We start from the raw sequence: 16,686 nt of genomic DNA, 5'->3' as shown, positions 1-16,686 counted from the left end.
GATCATGCTCGGTGCGTTGGCGGCGAACCGGGCGCTGGATAATCTGCAGTTGAAGGCTGAAGCACCACTGTAGCCCGACCGCTCCAAGGCAAAGAGAGCACACCCATCCAATTTCCCCTGGATCAATCGTTGCACCATTACCGGCAATGATTGATCAAGGGTGGGCCCATGAACGCTGTACAACGCAATGATCGGGCGCAAAACCTCGGCCTGCTGTTTCTGCGGGTGACCGGCGGGTTGTTTCTACTGTTCGTCCACGGCTTGCCCAAGCTGCTGGACTTCGCCGCGCAATTGCAACTCATCGAAGACCCGTTCCATCTCGGTGCTCACCTCACGCTGATCCTGGCGATCTTCGCCGAAGTCCTCTGTCCGCTGCTGATCGTCGCCGGGTTACTGGTGAGACTGGCGTGCTTGCCTATTCTGTTTGTGCTGCTGGTAGCGCTGCTGTTCGTGCATCCGCAATGGAGTGTGGCCGAAGGGCAGTTCGGCTGGTTGCTGTTGATCCTCTTCACCACTGTGCTGATCGCCGGGCCCGGACGGCTGGCGCTCAATGCTCGTTTGCCCGGAGTGCTTCGCTATGCCTGATACCCCGTCCCTGAGAAAACCGGGAACCGAAGAAACCGTGACGCTGATCGTCAAGCACCGGGTCAAGGCCGGCTTCGAACAGCCCTACGAAGCCTGGCTGCGCAATATCGTCAGCGTGGCGGGGCGTGAAGAAGGGCACCTGGGTGTGGACGTAATGCGCAGTAAACAGGGTGGCCTCGCGCTGTTCACCTGCGTGCTGCGTTATTGCTCGACCGAGGCGATGCAGCGCTGGCTCGACTCCCCACAGCGTCAGGCGCTGATCGAAGAAGCCGCGCCGATGCTCGCCGACGGCGACCAGACCGAGGTCAATGCGGCCAACGAATTCTGGTTCACGCCACTGGTCGACGCTGCCACGCCACCTCCACGCTGGAAGCAGGCCGTCGTGACGCTGTTCGTGATCCTGCCGCACACCTTGCTGGTGCCGCTGATCTGGGGACCGCTGCTGCAACTCAATGCATTCCTGTCCAACTATGTGGTCGCCACGTTCCTGATCACCCTGACCATCGTGCTGTCGGTGGTGTACGTCTGCATGCCGGCCGCCACTCGCTTGTTCGCGCCGTGGCTGGCGGCCACTCAGCCCCATGAGCACCTGGAATCCAACGCCCATCCGCCGCGCTGAAGGGGCGGATACGGACTTCGTTTCACTTATCTCGAAGGAACTGCGATGAACGCCGATCTGATTCTGTTCAATGGCCAATTTCATACGGTAGACCGCGAAAAACCCCTCGCCAGTGCTGTGGCGATCAAGGACGGACGCTTTGTCGTCGTCGGCAACGACACCCAGGCCATGGCCCTGCGTGGTTCGGCCACGCAAGTGATCGACCTGCATGGGCGCTGCGTGATCCCCGGCCTCAACGACTCGCACTTGCACCTGATCCGTGGCGGCCTCAACTACAACCTCGAACTGCGCTGGGAAGGCGTGCCGTCGCTGGCTGATGCACTGCGCATGCTCAAGGAGCAGGCGGACCGCACGCCGACCCCGCAATGGGTGCGCGTGGTCGGTGGCTGGAACGAATTCCAGTTCGCCGAAAAGCGCATGCCGACCCTCGAAGAACTCAACCAGGCCGCGCCGGATACGCCGGTGTTCGTTCTGCACCTGTACGACCGCGCCTTGCTCAACCGTGCCGCACTGCGGGTTGCCGGTTACACCCGCGACACGCCGAACCCGCCGGGCGGCGAGATCGTGCGCGATGCCAACGGCAATCCGACCGGCATGCTGGTGGCAAAACCCAATGCGATGATTCTGTACTCGACGCTGGCCAAGGGGCCGAAGCTGCCGCTGGACTATCAGGTCAACTCGACCCGGCAGTTCATGCGCGAACTCAATCGCCTCGGCCTGACCAGCGCGATCGATGCCGGCGGTGGTTTCCAGAACTACCCCGACGACTATCAGGTGATCGAGCAACTGGCCAAAGATGATCAGTTGACCGTGCGTATCGCCTACAACCTGTTCACCCAGAAACCGAAAGAAGAGCTGACCGATTTCCAGAACTGGACCGGCAGCGTCAAGTTGCATCAGGGCGATGACTTCCTGCGCCACAACGGCGCTGGCGAGATGCTGGTGTTCTCAGCGGCGGATTTCGAAGACTTTCTGGAGCCGCGCCCGGACCTGCCACAGAGCATGGAACAGGAGCTGGAGCCGGTGGTGCGCCACTTGGTCGAGCAGCGCTGGCCATTCCGCTTGCACGCCACCTACAACGAATCGATCAGCCGCATGCTCGACGTGTTCGAGAAGGTCAATCGCGACATTCCGTTCAACGGTCTGCCGTGGTTCTTCGACCATGCCGAAACCATCACCCCGCAGAACATTGAGCGGGTGAGGGCGCTGGGCGGCGGCATCGCGATTCAGGATCGCATGGCGTTCCAGGGCGAATACTTCGTTGACCGTTACGGCGCGAAAGCCGCCGAAGCCACGCCGCCGATCAAACGCATGCTCGCCGAAGGCTTACCGGTCGGCGCCGGCACCGATGCCACGCGGGTTTCCAGCTACAACCCGTGGACCTCGCTGTACTGGATGGTCAGCGGCCGCACCGTCGGCGGTCTGGCCTTGTACGAAGAAGGGTTGCCGCGCACCACTGCGTTGGAATTGTTCACCCACGGCAGCGCCTGGTTCTCGTCCGAGCAGGGCAAGAAGGGCCAGATCAAGGTCGGGCAACTGGCGGATCTGGCGGCACTGAGCGCGGACTTCTTCCACGTCGAGGAAGAAGCGATCAAGTGGATCGAGTCGGTGCTGACCGTGGTCGGCGGCAAGATCGTTTACGCCGCCGGCGATTTCGAAGACCTCGGCCCACGCTCGATCCCCGTGCTGCCGGATTGGTCGCCGGTGGTCAAGGTGCCGGGCCACTGGCGCCCGAATTCGCCTTTGCAGGCGCAGGTGCATCAGTGCGTCGGTGCCTGCGCGGTGCACGCGCACAGCCATGAAAAAGCCCGACTGTCGAATGCACCGGTCAGTGACTTCGCCGGTTTCTGGGGCGCGTTCGGCTGTTCCTGTTTCGCGTTCTGATCACTACAAAAAAGCGCCGGCCATCCGGTCGGCGCCTCATGCAACAACCATCCACCGAGGAGTTTCCCATGAGCGTTCCCTACAAGCGTCTGAACAAAGATGATGCGGTCGTGCTGCTGGTCGACCACCAGACCGGTCTGATTTCGCTGGTACAGGATTTCTCGCCAAACGAATTCAAAAACAACGTGCTGGCACTGGGCGACATCGCCAAGTTCTTCAAGCTGCCAACCATCCTCACCACCAGTTTCGACGCCGGCCCGAACGGCCCGATCGTGCCTGAGCTGCGCGAGCAGTTCCCGGATGCGCCGTTCATTCAACGTCCTGGCCAGATCAACGCCTGGGACAACGAAGACTTCGTCAAGGCAATCAAAGCCACCGGCCGCAAGCAACTGATCATCGCCGGTGTGGTGACCGACGTCTGCGTGGCGTTCCCGACCCTGTCGGCCATCGCCGAAGGTTTTGAAGTGTTTGTGGTCACCGACTCGTCCGGCACTTTCAACACCACCGTGCAACAAGCGGCGTGGGCGCGGATGTCGGCTGCCGGTGCACATCTGCTGAACTGGTTCTCGGTGGCGTGCGAGCTGCAAGGTGACTGGCGCAACGACATGGAAGGCCTGGCGCATCTGCTGTCCGAACGCCTGCCGAACTACCGCAACCTGATCAACAGCTACACCAAGTTCACTGCCAAGTAAGAAGATCAAAAGATCGCAGCCTGCGGCAGCTCCTACAGAGGNTTCCAATGTAGGAGCTGCCGCAGGCTGCGATCTTTTGCTTTTAACGTTTCTGCAGCCATCCCAAAAAACCACCTTTGCGCACCGCCACCGGTTTGGCCATCAACGCCAGACGGCTGTTCTGCTGTCGCACGGCCTGCAATTTGTTCAACGCCTGGCCGACTTCGCTGCGCTGCTCCATGCACTGACGGGTCAGGGCTTTGTCGAGGCGGTAGATGATGCTCGACGTCAGTGCGGTGAACGTCGCTTGCGACGGCGTATCGGCGAGGATGCTCTGTTCGCCCATGACCTCGCTTGGCCCCATGCGTCCGGCCTCGGTCTGGCCGTCGCCGTCGGGCACGGTGGCACTGACCACGCCGGTGGCGATGACAAACAGACTGTCGGGCACTTCATCCAGACCCAGCACCACCTGACCGGCCGCGTATTGTTGTGCGACCATCGATTCGGCGAGGCGATCACGTTCCTCATGGCTCAACGAGCGGAAAACTTTCACTTCATCGAGCAACGCCCGGGCGCGGGTCGAGGGCTCGATCACGCCATCGGGATGGCGGGAAATACCTGCAGCTTCGAGATGCCGGTGGGCGAGGTCGAACAGTTGATTGCGCACTTCGCCTTTCTTGCCCAGTTCACTGATGAAACCGCTGGCGACATACTCGGACATCTCCTCACCGGCCTCTTTCAACACGGCTTTGGGCGGCGGATTGAGCAGCAGACTGCTGCTGCCTTGCAGGGTGCGGTCGAGGGCGTCGAGCACCCGCCGCGGGCGAATGTGATTCGGCACCTTGATGCTGATCGAGACCCCGTGCAGGTTGGTCGGGCGACTGAGATTGACGATTTTCGCCTTGGCCGCCACCGAGTTCGGTACGACCGCCAGGGTGCCGCTGCTGGTCAACAAATGCGTGGCGCGCCAGTCGATGTCGATGACCTTGCCCTCGACACCGTCGATCACCACGAAATCGTCGACCTGATACGGCTTGGTGGTGTTGAGCACGATCCCCGAGAACACGTCGCTCAAGGTGCTTTGCAACGCCAGACCGACGACGATCGCCACCACCCCGGACGTCGCCAGCAAGCCTTTGACCGGCAGCTCCAGCACATACCCGGCGGCCGCGACGATCGCCGCCAGAAACACCAGCGCGCCAATCACGTCCTGCAACAGCCGACCGCTGTGGCCGATGCGTCGCATCAGAATCAGGCCGATCACTTCGGTCAGCACCCGCGCGGCGTACAGCCACCAGAGAATGCCCAGCGCCGTCGCCCCGAGCTGCGTCACCGGGTCATCGGCAAACAGTGGAGCCTGCAACGGGCTGACGCCGGCATTGATGGCCAGCGCGCTGAATGCCAGAAACAGCACCAGCCGCACACCGACCCGCGGCGCGCGGTGCTTGAACGGGGCGAGGTGCCAGAGCAGGGCGTCGAGCAGCAACAGCGCGGCGCTCCAGGACAGCAGGTGGGTGAGGAGGATGGACATGGCGATCTCCGGAACTGCATGAACGTCGGTGTTGAAGAGGCTTTAGTTGTGAGGGGATTCATCCCCGATGGACTGCGCAGCAGTCCCCTGCCTTTCTGGTTGGCAGTGGGGTCGCTTCGCAACCCATCGGGGATGAATCCCCTCACCACAAGGGTTCTTGCAATCAAAAAACTCGCCACACCGTTGGGTGTGGCGAGGGAGGGGGCCTCAGTTCAGATGCGTCTTCAGCTCAGCTGCGGCCTGGCGCACGGCCGCTTTCACTTCGGGAATCTGGCTCAGTGGGTTGAGCAAACCAAAGTCATGAATCATCCCGTTGTAGCGCACCGAGGTCACCGGCACGCCGGCCGCATCCAGATGCCGTGCGTAGCCTTCGCCTTCGTCACGCAATACGTCGAACTCGGCGGTCTGTACCAGCGCGGCGGGCAGGCCCTTGAGCTGTTCGGCGCTGGCGTTGAGCGGCGAGGCGTGGATCTGTGCGCGTTCGGCCGGGTTGGTGGTGTAGTTGTCCCAGAACCACTGCATCATGCCCTTGGTCAGGAAGTGGCCCTCGGCAAATTGCTGGTACGAGCCGTTATCGAACCCGGCGTTGGTCACCGGCCACATCAGCAACTGGAAGCGCAGGGCCGGGGTTTTCTGTTCCTTGGCCATCAACGCCACGACCGCCGCCATGTTGCCGCCGACGCTGTTACCGGCCACCGCCAGACGCTTGCCGTCGACCCCGATCTGCTTGCCGTTTTCCGCGACCCATTTTGTCGCCGCATAGGCCTGGTTGATCGCTGTCGGGTACTGAGCTTCCGGCGACGGCGTGTAATCGACGTACACCGCGACCGCTCCAGAGCCGACCACCAGATCGCGAATCAGGCGTTGGTGAGTCGGGTAATCGCCCAACACCCAACCACCACCGTGGAAGAACATGAACACCGGCAATTCGCCTTTGACCTTGGCCGGCCGCACCACTTTCAGGTTGATGGTCTGGCCATCGACCTTGATCGCCTTGTCGCTGACTTCAACCCCGGAGAGGTCAACCTTCACCGACGCCTGGGCACCGGTCAGCACCGCACGGGCATCCTTCGGGCTCAACTGTTCCAATGGTTTGCCACCGCCGGCGGCGAGGGCTTCGAGAAAGGCCTGGGTGTTGTGTTCGACACCCGGGCTGCCGGCGGCGAATGCGTTGCCGATGGAGAGGGCGAGGAGGGAGGCGGTCAGGGTTTTTTTGATGTTCATGCTCAATTCCATTTTTTGATTGGTCGTGTTCTCTGTAGGAGCTGCCGAAGGCTGCGATCTTTTGATCTTTAAAAGATCGCAGCCTTCGGCAGCTCTTACAGGTTTGGGGTTGGTTTCAACACCGTGAACACAGATTAATGAGCTGTCGAAATGTGAAAAAGCGGCTATAAAGCGTTTGACTGTCTACCAGAGAGTGACAATGAACCCGTTCGAAGACATGCGTATTTTTTGCCAGGTCATGGACTCCGGCAGTTTCACTGCTGCGGCCGATCAGTTGGGCCTGTCCAAGCAGTTCGTCAGCCGCCGTTTGATGCAGCTCGAAGAGCGCCTCGGTGTGCGGTTGTTGAACCGTTCCACCCGACGCCTCGACGTCACGCCACTGGGTCAGAGCTACTACGAATCGGCGCTGCGCCTGCTGGGCGAAGTGGAACAGGTCGAACAGGGCATTGCTGGGCAAACCGCCGAGCCGCGCGGGACGATTCGCGTCAGTGCGCCGCTGTCATTTGCCGTGGCGCATCTGGGTTGTCTGTTGCCGCTGTTTTTGCAGCGCTATCGCGATGTCACCGTGGAAGTGGATTTGAGTGATCGCCCGGTGGACCTGCTCGGCGAAGGTTATGACCTGGCGTTGCGTATCGGTGTGCTGGAAGACTCGACGCTGATCGCCCGGCGTATCGCCGCCATCGAACGGGTGTACTGCGCCAGCCCGGCGTATCTGGCCGAACGTGGCACACCGCTCAACCCCGAAGACCTGCACAGCCACGACTGCCTGCCGTACGGCCATGGTCGTTCGGTGCAATGGCGCTTCAACGCGGGGCAGGGCAAGCCGCTGCTGGTCAACGTCACCGGGCGCATGCGGGTGAACAACGGCGAGTTGCTGCGCGATGCGGCCGTGCAAGGAATGGGGATTACCTATCTGCCGACGTTCATCGTCGGCGCGGCGCTGAAGGACGGGCGTCTGGTACCGGTGCTCGACGACTACAGGCCCGAACCGCTGACCCTGTCGGCGGTCTACCCGCAGCATCGCCAAGCGTCGCGCCCGGTGCAGGCGTTGGTCGAGTTTTTGCGCGAGCGCCTGAATCAGATGTAAGCGTTCCGAACTGTAGGAGTGAGCCTGCTCGCAATAGCGGTGTTTCAGTCGATGATGATTTGGCTGAACCGCCACAATCGCTGGCAAGCCAGCTCCCACAGTGGATCGGCGGTGTGGCTTACAAAGTCGCAACAACCGTATTGATCGGGCTGTTCTAGACTCGGGGCCGCTCAATCACGAGCATCGTCCGGAGTGCGCCATGGAAGTGCCCAACAATAAAACCGCCATCGACAGCAATCGACAGGCGTGGAACGATTCCGCTCGCCATCACCGTGAATCGGCGGAATGGCAAGCGCTGTTGAACGACGTTTCGCAGGCAGATTTTTCCTGCCTCGACGACACCTTGCGCGGTCTGCTGGAACAGGTCGGCGTGGACGGTAAAGAGTTGATTCAACTCGGTTGCAACAACGGTCGCGAAAGCCTGTCGCTGTTTGCCCTCGGTGCGCGCAGTGTGGTCGGCGTCGATCAATCGGAGGCGTTTCTCGAACAGGCTCGCGAATTGAACCAGCGCTCGCCGTACAACGCTGAATTCATCGAAAGCGATATCCATCACTTGCCGGCTGCGCTGCACAGCCGCTTCGACGTGGCGCTGATCACCATCGGCGTGCTGAACTGGATGCCCGACATCGGCGAGTTCTTTCGCCACGTGGCGTTAACCCTGAAACCGGGCGGCAAACTGGTGATCTATGAAACCCATCCGTTTCTGGAAATGGTTGATCCTGAAGGCGAAGACCCGCACCGCCTCGCCAGCTCCTACTTCCGCGCCGAGCCATTCGTGCAGGAAGAACCGATTGTCTACGTCGGCAAGGTCGAGCAGCAGGCTGCCAAGTCCTACTGGTTCGTGCACACCCTCGGCGCGATCTTCAGCGGTGCCATCGCCGCCGGCCTGAACATCGCGCATTTCAGGGAATATGCACATTCGAACCGCGAAGAGGTGTATGACCAGTACCTGAATCGGCCAGCGCAGATGCCGCTGTGCTTCACCCTGGTCGCCAGCAAGGCCTGAAGCTTTCCATCGCTCCAACCGGCCTCATCGCTGGCAAGCCAGACTCCCACAGTTTTTTGGTTCGCACGAAAATAGCGAGGACACCTGAACACCTGTGGGAGCTGGCTTGCCAGCGAAGGCGTCGGCAAGATCTCAAGTCTGGCTGAAAGAATCAGAACCAACTTCGCCCGTTTGACCCTTCTGAATGTTTGAGCAAGCCTGTGCCACATAGGCGATGGCTCGAAGATGGTGTCGTACACAAATCCAATGTGGGAGCGAGCCTGCTCGCGATGGCGGCCAAATGGCCGCCATCGCTTTTACGATTGAATCACGCCTGCGCCGCCGCACTCACCACTGGCCGCCCAGGTTTGCGCAGGGGTTCCAGGCGTGAGCCGTCATAGCGGCTTTCGCGGTAGAAGCGCCAGCGGCCGAACAGGCCGTAGACGTGGGTGACGCGGCCCTGTTCGTGGTAGCCCATGCGGATGTGCAGCTTCAGCGCCGGGATGTTGTGGGTTTCGCAGACGTCGACGACTTTGTCGCAGCCTTGAGCCGCCATGGCTTCCCAGAGGGCGACTTGTACGTCCACCGACAGGCTGGTGCCGAAATACGGCCGGGCCATTTCGCCGCCGAATTCGAAGAACTCGCCAGGTTTCACCGGAAACCAGCAGCCGTAATAGTGGCGGTCGTGGTAGTCGCGAATGCTGCCCCAGATGAAGGCCACCGCGTGGCCGTCGGCATCGAGGTACATGTGTCCGGTGTGACCCTCGGCGGCGAGTTCGGCCATGGTGTCGACGCGGTCGCCGAAGTGTTTGGCGAACGCCCCGGTGTTCAGCGGGGTGATATCGTCTTTGCGCAAGCCTTCGTAGGGGCGCAGCTTGTGCGGCGGCACCGGGGAGACCAGGTCGCGCTCCATCCACAGCAGCTCCCAGTGGAAGAACACGTAGCGTTTCCACAGGGTGGCGAAGAGACGGCCGAGGCCTTTTTGACGGATGCGTTCGCGCAGCTTTTCGATAACACTCATGTTGCCCTCCGTGGCCGAGGCCCGGTGTGGTGGATGTTGCTGTTGTGAGAATGAATCAATCGAGTGCCGCGGCACCCCGTAAAAAATCCTTGTTCAGATCGGCATAGGACACCCGCGGTACCCCCGTCAGCCGCTGCTCCAGCACGCGGCTCAGGGATTCTCCAGGGTTGAGATAGGCATCGCCGAAATCGCTGTCGAGCTGATTGGGGTGGGCGACGATTTCCAGCACGCCGTCGCTCGGTGCGGGGGCGTTGCGCAGGTCCACCGGCGTGCACACATAGTCCGCCGTGGCTCCGGCCAGACTCTGCAAGCGCCAATTGAGCAAACCTTTGAACACGCGTTTTGGCAGACTGAGGTTCTGCCCCAGATTGCGCGCCAGGCGAATCGGCACGCCTTGCTGAGCGGCAAACCGCGCGACGATTTCACCAATCGGCCAGATGTTGTGCACGTGTTGGTGCGAGTCGATGTGGCTTGGCCGTACGCCATGCTCGACACAACGCTGCCACTGCGCCTGCAACTCTTCTCGTACTGCGTCGCGATCTTCGCGACTCAGCCACAGGCTATGGCGTGGCAGGCTCAGATCGAACACGCCATGCCCGTCGCAAAAGGTTCGGCTGCGCAGAATCGAAGCACTCAGCGGTCGACCGTAAGTCAGATTGAAGTGCAACCCGACCCGACCTTGCAGCGACGCATGCCGGGCCATCACACAGGCCGCCTCAAATGCCGGCATGTTGGCCATGGCCGTGGCCGAGCTGATGACCCCGGCCTGAAACGCGGCGAAGATCGTCGCGTTTTCGTTCGGGCTCAAACCGAAATCGTCAGCGTTGACTATGACTTGGCGAGGCATGATCGCCCTCCGTGGTGATGACGACAGGTGTGGGTGCCGGTCTGGCTGCACGTCGCGCGCGCCATTGCTGCACCGTCGGTTTCAAGCGATGCCAGAGGCGCAACCCCAGCCCCAGCAATATCCCGCTGGGGCGCCAGGAATAGAAACTCCAGCGCCAGTGTTCCAGTTGGCCGGTCATGCGCTCGTGTAACTGGTGGCTGGAGTTTTCCAGGCTGACCCGCGAGGCATCGATCCAGCGCCAGTGCTCATCCAGCCCCCAGCGAATCCATTCCTCCAGCAACACCCGACCGCTGCCCAGATCGGCGTATTGCGGCAGGAACGCGAGGTTGTAATCGTAGAGTCGACCCTGTTCCAGCAAGCCGAGGCGATAGCTGATGCAACGCCCGTTGAGTTCCAGCGTCACCACCCGCACCAGGCCCTGGCCGGCGAGGGCGGTGAAGGCGCGTTCGATCCATTGCCGACTGCGCTCGCTGGCGAAGATCCCCACGCCTTCGTCACCTTTCCAGCTCACCGCTTCGACTTCGCTGATCGCCCGCAACAGTGGACCCATGCTCAGCGCGTCGGGGGTAATGCGCCGCACCAGGGCGCCACACGCGGCAATCCGTTTGCGCGCCCGGCGCAGCTTGTAGCGCGGGTCACCGGAGACCTCCTGGTGATCCGCCTCGCTGATCAGATGCACCGGCACCCGGCAACTGAGACGGCGTTCGCCCGTGGAACTGTGGGCCATCCATGGGGTGAGAGCGCTTTCTTCACCCGCAGGCTCGGATAACTCGTTGAGTTGCAGCAGCGCGTGCGGCAGGTGTCGGCGGATCAGGCGCAGGGCTTCGCGCATGTCATCGCCCTCGAGCAACGACAGCAGCGCCAGTCGGTCCGCCAGTGGATGGCCCAAGTGATGCAACACGCGAAACGGCATGCCGGCAAAGCGCTCGCGGCCCGCCACCAGTGGCAGGCACAGGCGCAATTCGTCCGCTTCCCAACCGAGCAGGATGTGCAGGCTCTCGCCCGCGCTCAGTGTCTGCTCCGCCGCGCACAACCAGCCCAGTTGGTTGAACGGCGTGTGATCCGTCACCCGCAGGCGCAGCGCCTCATAGGCGACCGCCGGGAAATCGGCAGCGCACAACGAAGTGCACCATTCGAATCGCGTCACCATAGATTCAGGCCGCCGTGGCTGTGACAGGTGGACGGGACGGTTTGCGCAGCGCATCCAGCCGCGAGCCGCTGTAGCGGGTTTCGCGGTAGAAGCGCCAGCGACCGAACAGGGTGTAGACGTTCATGATCCGGCCTTGCTCGGTGTACCCCATGCGCAAATGCAGTTTCAGCGCCGGGATGTTGTGGAATTCGCAGACGTCCACCACCTTGTCGCAGCCCTGGGCCGCCATGGCTTTCCACAGTTCCAGCTGCAGGTCTACCGACAGTTCGCTGCCCCAGTAGGCGCGGGTCAGCTCGCCGCCGAACTCGAAGAATTCCCCTGGTTTTACCGGGAACAGGCAGCCGTAGTAATGCCGGTCGAAGTAGTCCCGTGCGCTGCCCCAGATGAACGCCACGGCATCGCCCTGATCGTCCAGGTGCATGTGCCCGGTGTGCCCTTCGTTGGCCAGCTCGGCCATGGTCCCGACGCGGTCGCCGAAGTAGCGGGCAAAGGCGCTGGCGTTGTCGGCGGTGATTTTTACCACCCGCAGCGGCGGGTACGGTTTGAGGCTGTGCGGTGGCACTGGACTGACCAGATCGCGCTCCATCCACAGCAGTTCCTGATGGAAAAATACGTAGTGCTTCCACGCCTTGGCGAGGGTGGCGCGCAGGCCTTTTTGTTTGATGTGCTGACTGAGTTTGCTGACGGTACCCATGTTCTGTACTCCGGCGATATCGCAGGGCGAACGACTGTGGCGAGGGAGCTTGCTCCCGCTCGGCTGCGCAGCAGTCGCCAATAGGGTCGCAAGTATTGGGGNCCAGCGGGAGCAAGCTCCCTCGCCACACATTTATTTTCGCCATGCATTGTCTGAAATTCGGGTTCATGACGCGCTCCAGCTCAACGCGAACAGGGTTTGCCCTGGCAAGTCGAAGCTGACGCGTCCTTCGCGGCAGGCAAATGGTGCGTCGCGGCTGCGGTTGTCTGCGCCGAAGTAACGCAACGCACCGTTGTTGAGTGGGCACTTGGCGCCACTCAGGTCGACCCGCTGCAAACGCGTGCCCTTGTTCACACCGAGCAGGCCACGCTGGTCGTCGCCGGCCATCGCCAGCACATCGACTTCGAAGCCGTCGTTCTCCAGCCACAGCACCTGATGCAGCCAGTGCTGCGCGATGAACTGCTGGGCCAGCCCCACCGGTTTCAGCTCGAAACCCTCAGCGCCCAGGACCCGGATCATGCCTTTGGGGTATTCCGGCTCATCGGCGGCCTGAAACCAGTTGAGCATGCTCAGCAAACCGTCCTGCGAAGCGTTGATCACCACCGACGTCCACCACAGCGCGGCGTACCGGGTTTCTTGATCGTAGGGGCTGAGGCTGGAGCCGCTGGAGAGGTTGGTCTGATCCAGCAGCAAGGCCTTGCGCGGTTGGCCGTGGGCGTCGAGGCCAACCAGTTCGGCGGCGCGGCGCACGCTGTCGCGGTAGACCCGGGTGGCGAGCAGGTCGCGGATCATCCATTCGTGCCAGGCCAGTGCGTCGATCTGCTCGGCGGACTCACCGAGCAAGCGCCGCGCCCAGTCGATGCCACGCTTGTCTGCCGCGTTATCGGCGAACGGCCCGTTGACCAGCCGCGAACTGGCCGGCATGGCGATGCGCACACCGGCCCTGGCATTTGCCGGATCGCTGCGCACTTGCCTGGCCATGCTGGCGAAAATCGCCCGGTATTGCTCGAAGCTCGAATAGTTGAGGTTCGGCTCATCGGCAAAACCGATGTAGTGCGTGCCCGTGCCGCCCAAGGCGCGGGTGCCGGCCAGCCACGCGTCGAGCCCGCCATTGCTTTGCACGTCGGCGCGCAGATCGGCCTGACGCTGGCTGCCGGCGAGCAGGGTGATGTCCTGACGGATGCCGAAGCGCTCCTGATAAACCTTGCGGAACGCGTCTTCGAAGTGCGGATTCTTCGCCGTGACATCGACAAAACTGTAGTAACTGGCGGCGGTCGCTTTCAACGCATCCAGCACCGCATGGCTACTGGTGGGCGGCATCACGTAGGGCAGGGCGATGCCCAGATCCGGCGTGCGTCCGAGGATTTTGTCGTGCAGGGTCAGGTGAATCTGGCCGGTCTCTTCGCGCACAGGTTTGAGTTGCTGCGCAGTCTGCGCAAACCGATTGGCCGTGCCGTCGAGCCAGAACGCCGCTTTGCCGCTGCCTTGCAGACGCAGGCGCCAGACCTGTTCGCGTTCGCTGACCGGCAACGCCAGTTGATCGAACTGCCAATAGGCGCGATAGGGTTTGAGCGCCAGCGTCAGTGGCTGATCATCGCCCACCCGTTGCGCCTGCAGCGCGTTGACCCCGCCATGAAACTTGCCGGCCAGCACCGCGTGTTCCCCTGGCGCCACCTTGAAATACAGCTCGTCGCCGTTCTGTGTCTGCGCGCTGAAATGCACCTTGGCCGGCTCGAACAGCGCCACGGTGTGCTCATCGTGTTCGACCCGATAATTGCGGAAGCTGTAGCCAGGAATTTCCAGACGATAACTGGCAGCGCCCGGCAGCAGCGGCCAGCTCTGGCTGCCACGGGTTTCGCTGGCCTTGATCAAGCGTTCGCCCTGCAGTTTGCCCTGGCCGTCGAGCAGGTACAGATGCTCTTCGTTGGCCTCGGCCTGCCACGCCGGGGTCCAGCGCACGGTCACGGTGTCCGGGCGATCGGCTTGCAGATACAGGCTGCCGTCGCGGATCTCGCCCCAGCGCATCGACGCGGCAAAGGCGTCCAGCGACAGGCCGAGACCGAGCAGCAGAAGCAGGCCTTTCATACGGCCTTCCGGTGCAGCATCTGCCACATCGGCGCGACGTCGCTGGGCAGGATGATCAGGGTTTGCCAAAACGCCACGCCGCTTAAACGGCAGTACAACACCAGCATCGCCACGGTCACGGCCAGGTAGGCAATCGACGATGCCGCCGCTGCACCGACGATGCCGTAGGCCGGAATCAACACCAGGTTCAGCGCCAGGTTGAGCAGGGCGCCGAGGCCCATCAGCAGCGACACCGTACCGGGGCGGTTTTTCCCCAGCAGGTCCAGACGCAGGATGCTCGCGTAGCACAGCCCGAGCAGCCCCGGCAGCAAGGCGAGCAGCGCCGGATACGCCGGTTGGTAAGCGATGCCGAACAGGGTGACGATCAGCCAGTTGCCGATCACGGCCATGCTCAGGCACGCGCCGAGCATCACCGTGGCGGTCAGGCGCAGGGCCAGCGGGGTGACCTTGTCCATGCCTTCGTCTTGTTGCAACAGGCGTTTCATCAGCGGTGTGGTCACTGCTTCCGGGACGATCAGCAGCAGTTCGGCTGCGGCGCTGGCCATCGCATAATGCCCCAGCGCGGTGCTGCCGAGCAGGGCGCCGATGAACAGGTAATCCGAGCGCAGAATCACTTGCTGGAACAGCAGGTCCGGATGGCTGCGCGCGCTGTAGCGCAGCAGTTCGTTCTGGCTGGCGCGATCCCATTGCAGGTGCAGCGGTTGCGCGCGTTTGAGCCAGACCCAACCGGCCAGCACCACCAGGCTGATCCCGGCCAGCCAACTGATCAGCGCCGCTTCCAGCGCCGCGCTTTTCCACATCCAGAACAGCGCGAGAAACAGCAGCAGCGGCGCCAGTGATTCGGTCAGGCGCAAGGCGTTGAACGCGACCACGCCACCGGAGGCGTTGTGCAGGGTCAGCAGACCGCTCTTCAGCACGGTCAGCGGTACCGCCAGCAGTAACAGCCAGGCCAGCAGACCGAGCTGCACGGTGACATCCAGTTCACTGCCGAACTCACGCACCAGGGCTACCACCAACAAGGTCAACAGGCCGGCGAGCAAGCAACCAAACACCAGCACCTGACTCAGCAGCAACCCCATCGGCCGTTGCTTGGCGGCCTGATAACCGACGGCTGAATTCAACCCGCCACTGGTGGCAGCGCTGATCAGATCGGGCAAGGTGCTGAGCAGCGCAAACAGCCCTCGCTCACTGGGGCCGAGGATCCGCGCCAGCAACACATTGCGCAGCAAACGCAAGGCGATCATCGCCAGTTTGGTGCCCATGCTCAGCGCCAGATGCTTGAGGTAATGGCTGCGGCTCATGGCCGGTTTCCACGAAAGATGCGCCACGACAGCAGCTCGGGATTACGCGCGGTGCGTTGGCTGACGCCGAAACGTGGCAGGTTCAGTGGATCGCCTTCGCCGCGATAGATGCCGGTGCCGGTGCCCAGCGCGAACGGGTAATCGTGCGCGGCAATCTGTTTTCTTACTCGCTCGTCGTTGTTGCCGTTGGGGTAGCAATACACCGGCAGTGGCCGGTTGCAGCCGTTGTTCAAGGCGTCGCGGCTGCGGCGGATTTCTTCGCTCAGGCGCACATCGTCCAGTTCCGTGAGGATCGCGTGGCTGGCGCCGTGCGGGCCGAAACGCACCAGCCCCGAGGCTTCCAGCGCCCGTACCTGATGCCAGTCCAGTGCTTGCGGCTGCGCTTCGGGCGGACATTCGTCGGTCAAGCGTTCAAGCATCGCCGGTTCAAGGTCTTTGAGGCTTTGCAGGTAATGCAGCAGCGACAGGCTGCGGCGGTCGACATCGATGTCATCGACCAGTACCGGCAGTGGGTGGTGGATCATGTGCAGGTATTCGATCAAGTGCATGCGCGCCTTTTCGCCATGGCTGCCCCACAGGGTCTCGCCAAGGCTTTCCCACCAGAAGCGCTGGCGGCTGCCGATGAAATCGGTGGAGAGAAAGATGCTCGCCGGCACCTGATGTTTTTGCAGCAGCGGGAACGCATTGACCGCGTTGTCGCGCCAGCCGTCGTCGAACGTCAGTGCCACCCGTGGACGGTCGCTGCGCAGTGAGGTGGGCGCAAGGATGTCCATCAGCGGCACGCAATCGAAGTGTCGGCGCAGCCACACCAGCAGGTGCTCGAAGGCTTTCGGTCCGACACACAGCTCATTGCGGTGCGGCAGGTCGGCGGCGCGGTCGTTGGCCAGCACCCGGTGCAACATCAGGATCACCCCGGCGCCGTGCAGCTGATTGCGTCCCACCGGGGAATTGAGGTAAAGCCAGCCACTGGTGCGTTTTATTAATTGTTTGATCGCCATGGCT

At 62.2% G+C, this 16,686-nt stretch carries 15 protein-coding genes; 6 read left to right on the top strand and 9 right to left on the bottom strand.

The window, feature by feature from the left end; translation table 11 throughout:
* Positions 1-168: 168 nt before the first annotated feature.
* The 4 genes from ACTJKS_RS14710 (at position 169) to ycaC (ending at position 3,780) form a co-directional block, all read left to right on the top strand.
* Positions 169-585: a DoxX family protein gene (locus ACTJKS_RS14710; protein WP_108183151.1), complete on the top strand. Its 417-nt coding sequence runs from the start codon at positions 169-171 to the stop codon at positions 583-585.
* Positions 578-1,204 (top strand): antibiotic biosynthesis monooxygenase, encoded by a 627-nt coding sequence (locus ACTJKS_RS14705; protein WP_108183150.1) that lies wholly within the window; start codon positions 578-580, stop codon positions 1,202-1,204. The genes ACTJKS_RS14710 and ACTJKS_RS14705 overlap by 8 nt, the downstream gene beginning before the upstream one ends.
* A 45-nt stretch (positions 1,205-1,249) precedes the next feature.
* Positions 1,250-3,088 carry an amidohydrolase gene (locus ACTJKS_RS14700; RefSeq protein WP_108183149.1) on the top strand — a complete coding sequence of 613 codons (1,839 nt, stop codon included), beginning with the start codon at positions 1,250-1,252 and terminating at the stop codon, positions 3,086-3,088.
* 68 nt (positions 3,089-3,156) lie between these two features.
* Positions 3,157-3,780 (top strand): isochorismate family cysteine hydrolase YcaC, encoded by a 624-nt coding sequence (gene ycaC / locus ACTJKS_RS14695; protein ID WP_108183148.1) that lies wholly within the window; start codon positions 3,157-3,159, stop codon positions 3,778-3,780.
* An 82-nt stretch (positions 3,781-3,862) separates the two neighbouring features.
* Here the strand turns inward: ycaC and ACTJKS_RS14690 are convergent, their stop codons facing one another.
* Both ACTJKS_RS14690 and ACTJKS_RS14685 read right to left on the bottom strand, forming a co-directional pair.
* Positions 3,863-5,290: a mechanosensitive ion channel family protein gene (locus ACTJKS_RS14690; protein WP_108183147.1), complete on the bottom strand. Its 1,428-nt coding sequence runs from the start codon at positions 5,288-5,290 to the stop codon at positions 3,863-3,865.
* A 207-nt stretch (positions 5,291-5,497) separates the two neighbouring features.
* A complete protein-coding gene (locus tag ACTJKS_RS14685) occupies positions 5,498-6,514 on the bottom strand; it encodes an alpha/beta hydrolase (protein WP_108183146.1) in 1,017 nt (338 codons plus the stop codon).
* Positions 6,515-6,713: 199 nt separating this feature from the next.
* On the opposite strand from ACTJKS_RS14685, the gene ACTJKS_RS14680 reads away from it, so the two are divergent.
* Positions 6,714-7,601, top strand: a complete 888-nt coding sequence (locus ACTJKS_RS14680) for a LysR family transcriptional regulator (RefSeq protein ID WP_007961294.1) — start codon at positions 6,714-6,716, stop codon at positions 7,599-7,601.
* 199 nt (positions 7,602-7,800) lie between these two features.
* A complete protein-coding gene (locus tag ACTJKS_RS14675; protein ID WP_108183145.1) occupies positions 7,801-8,607 on the top strand; it encodes a class I SAM-dependent methyltransferase in 807 nt (268 codons plus the stop codon).
* A gap of 307 nt (positions 8,608-8,914) precedes the next feature.
* Here the strand turns inward: ACTJKS_RS14675 and ACTJKS_RS14670 are convergent, their stop codons facing one another.
* The 7 genes from ACTJKS_RS14670 to ACTJKS_RS14640 form a co-directional block, all read right to left on the bottom strand.
* Positions 8,915-9,607, bottom strand: a complete 693-nt coding sequence (locus ACTJKS_RS14670; RefSeq protein ID WP_262949039.1) for a GNAT family N-acetyltransferase — start codon at positions 9,605-9,607, stop codon at positions 8,915-8,917.
* Between the two features lie 55 nt (positions 9,608-9,662).
* Entirely contained in the window at positions 9,663-10,454 is a 792-nt protein-coding gene (locus ACTJKS_RS14665; RefSeq protein ID WP_108184411.1) for a ChbG/HpnK family deacetylase, read from the bottom strand.
* Positions 10,426-11,604, bottom strand: a complete 1,179-nt coding sequence (locus tag ACTJKS_RS14660; protein ID WP_108183144.1) for a GNAT family N-acetyltransferase — start codon at positions 11,602-11,604, stop codon at positions 10,426-10,428. Before ACTJKS_RS14660 ends, ACTJKS_RS14665 begins: the two co-directional genes overlap by 29 nt.
* A 4-nt stretch (positions 11,605-11,608) precedes the next feature.
* Positions 11,609-12,298 carry a GNAT family N-acetyltransferase gene (locus ACTJKS_RS14655; RefSeq protein WP_007961305.1) on the bottom strand — a complete coding sequence of 230 codons (690 nt, stop codon included), beginning with the start codon at positions 12,296-12,298 and terminating at the stop codon, positions 11,609-11,611.
* A gap of 165 nt (positions 12,299-12,463) precedes the next feature.
* Positions 12,464-14,383, bottom strand: coding sequence for a hypothetical protein (locus ACTJKS_RS14650; protein WP_108183142.1), 1,920 nt, complete (start codon positions 14,381-14,383; stop codon positions 12,464-12,466).
* On the bottom strand, positions 14,380-15,684 hold the full coding sequence (locus ACTJKS_RS14645) for a lipopolysaccharide biosynthesis protein (RefSeq protein WP_041066252.1): 1,305 nt from the start codon (positions 15,682-15,684) through the stop codon (positions 14,380-14,382). Before ACTJKS_RS14645 ends, ACTJKS_RS14650 begins: the two co-directional genes overlap by 4 nt.
* On the bottom strand, positions 15,681-16,682 hold the full coding sequence (locus ACTJKS_RS14640; protein ID WP_108183141.1) for a polysaccharide deacetylase family protein: 1,002 nt from the start codon (positions 16,680-16,682) through the stop codon (positions 15,681-15,683). Before ACTJKS_RS14640 ends, ACTJKS_RS14645 begins: the two co-directional genes overlap by 4 nt.
* Between the last annotated feature and the right edge of the window lie 4 nt (positions 16,683-16,686).

This window comes from Pseudomonas sp. 22189 (genome assembly GCF_052045635.1).
Lineage (GTDB): Bacteria > Pseudomonadota > Gammaproteobacteria > Pseudomonadales > Pseudomonadaceae > Aquipseudomonas > Aquipseudomonas parakoreensis.
Note: the sequence above shows the minus strand (reverse complement) of the source record. Positions and strands in the feature narration are given on the sequence as shown.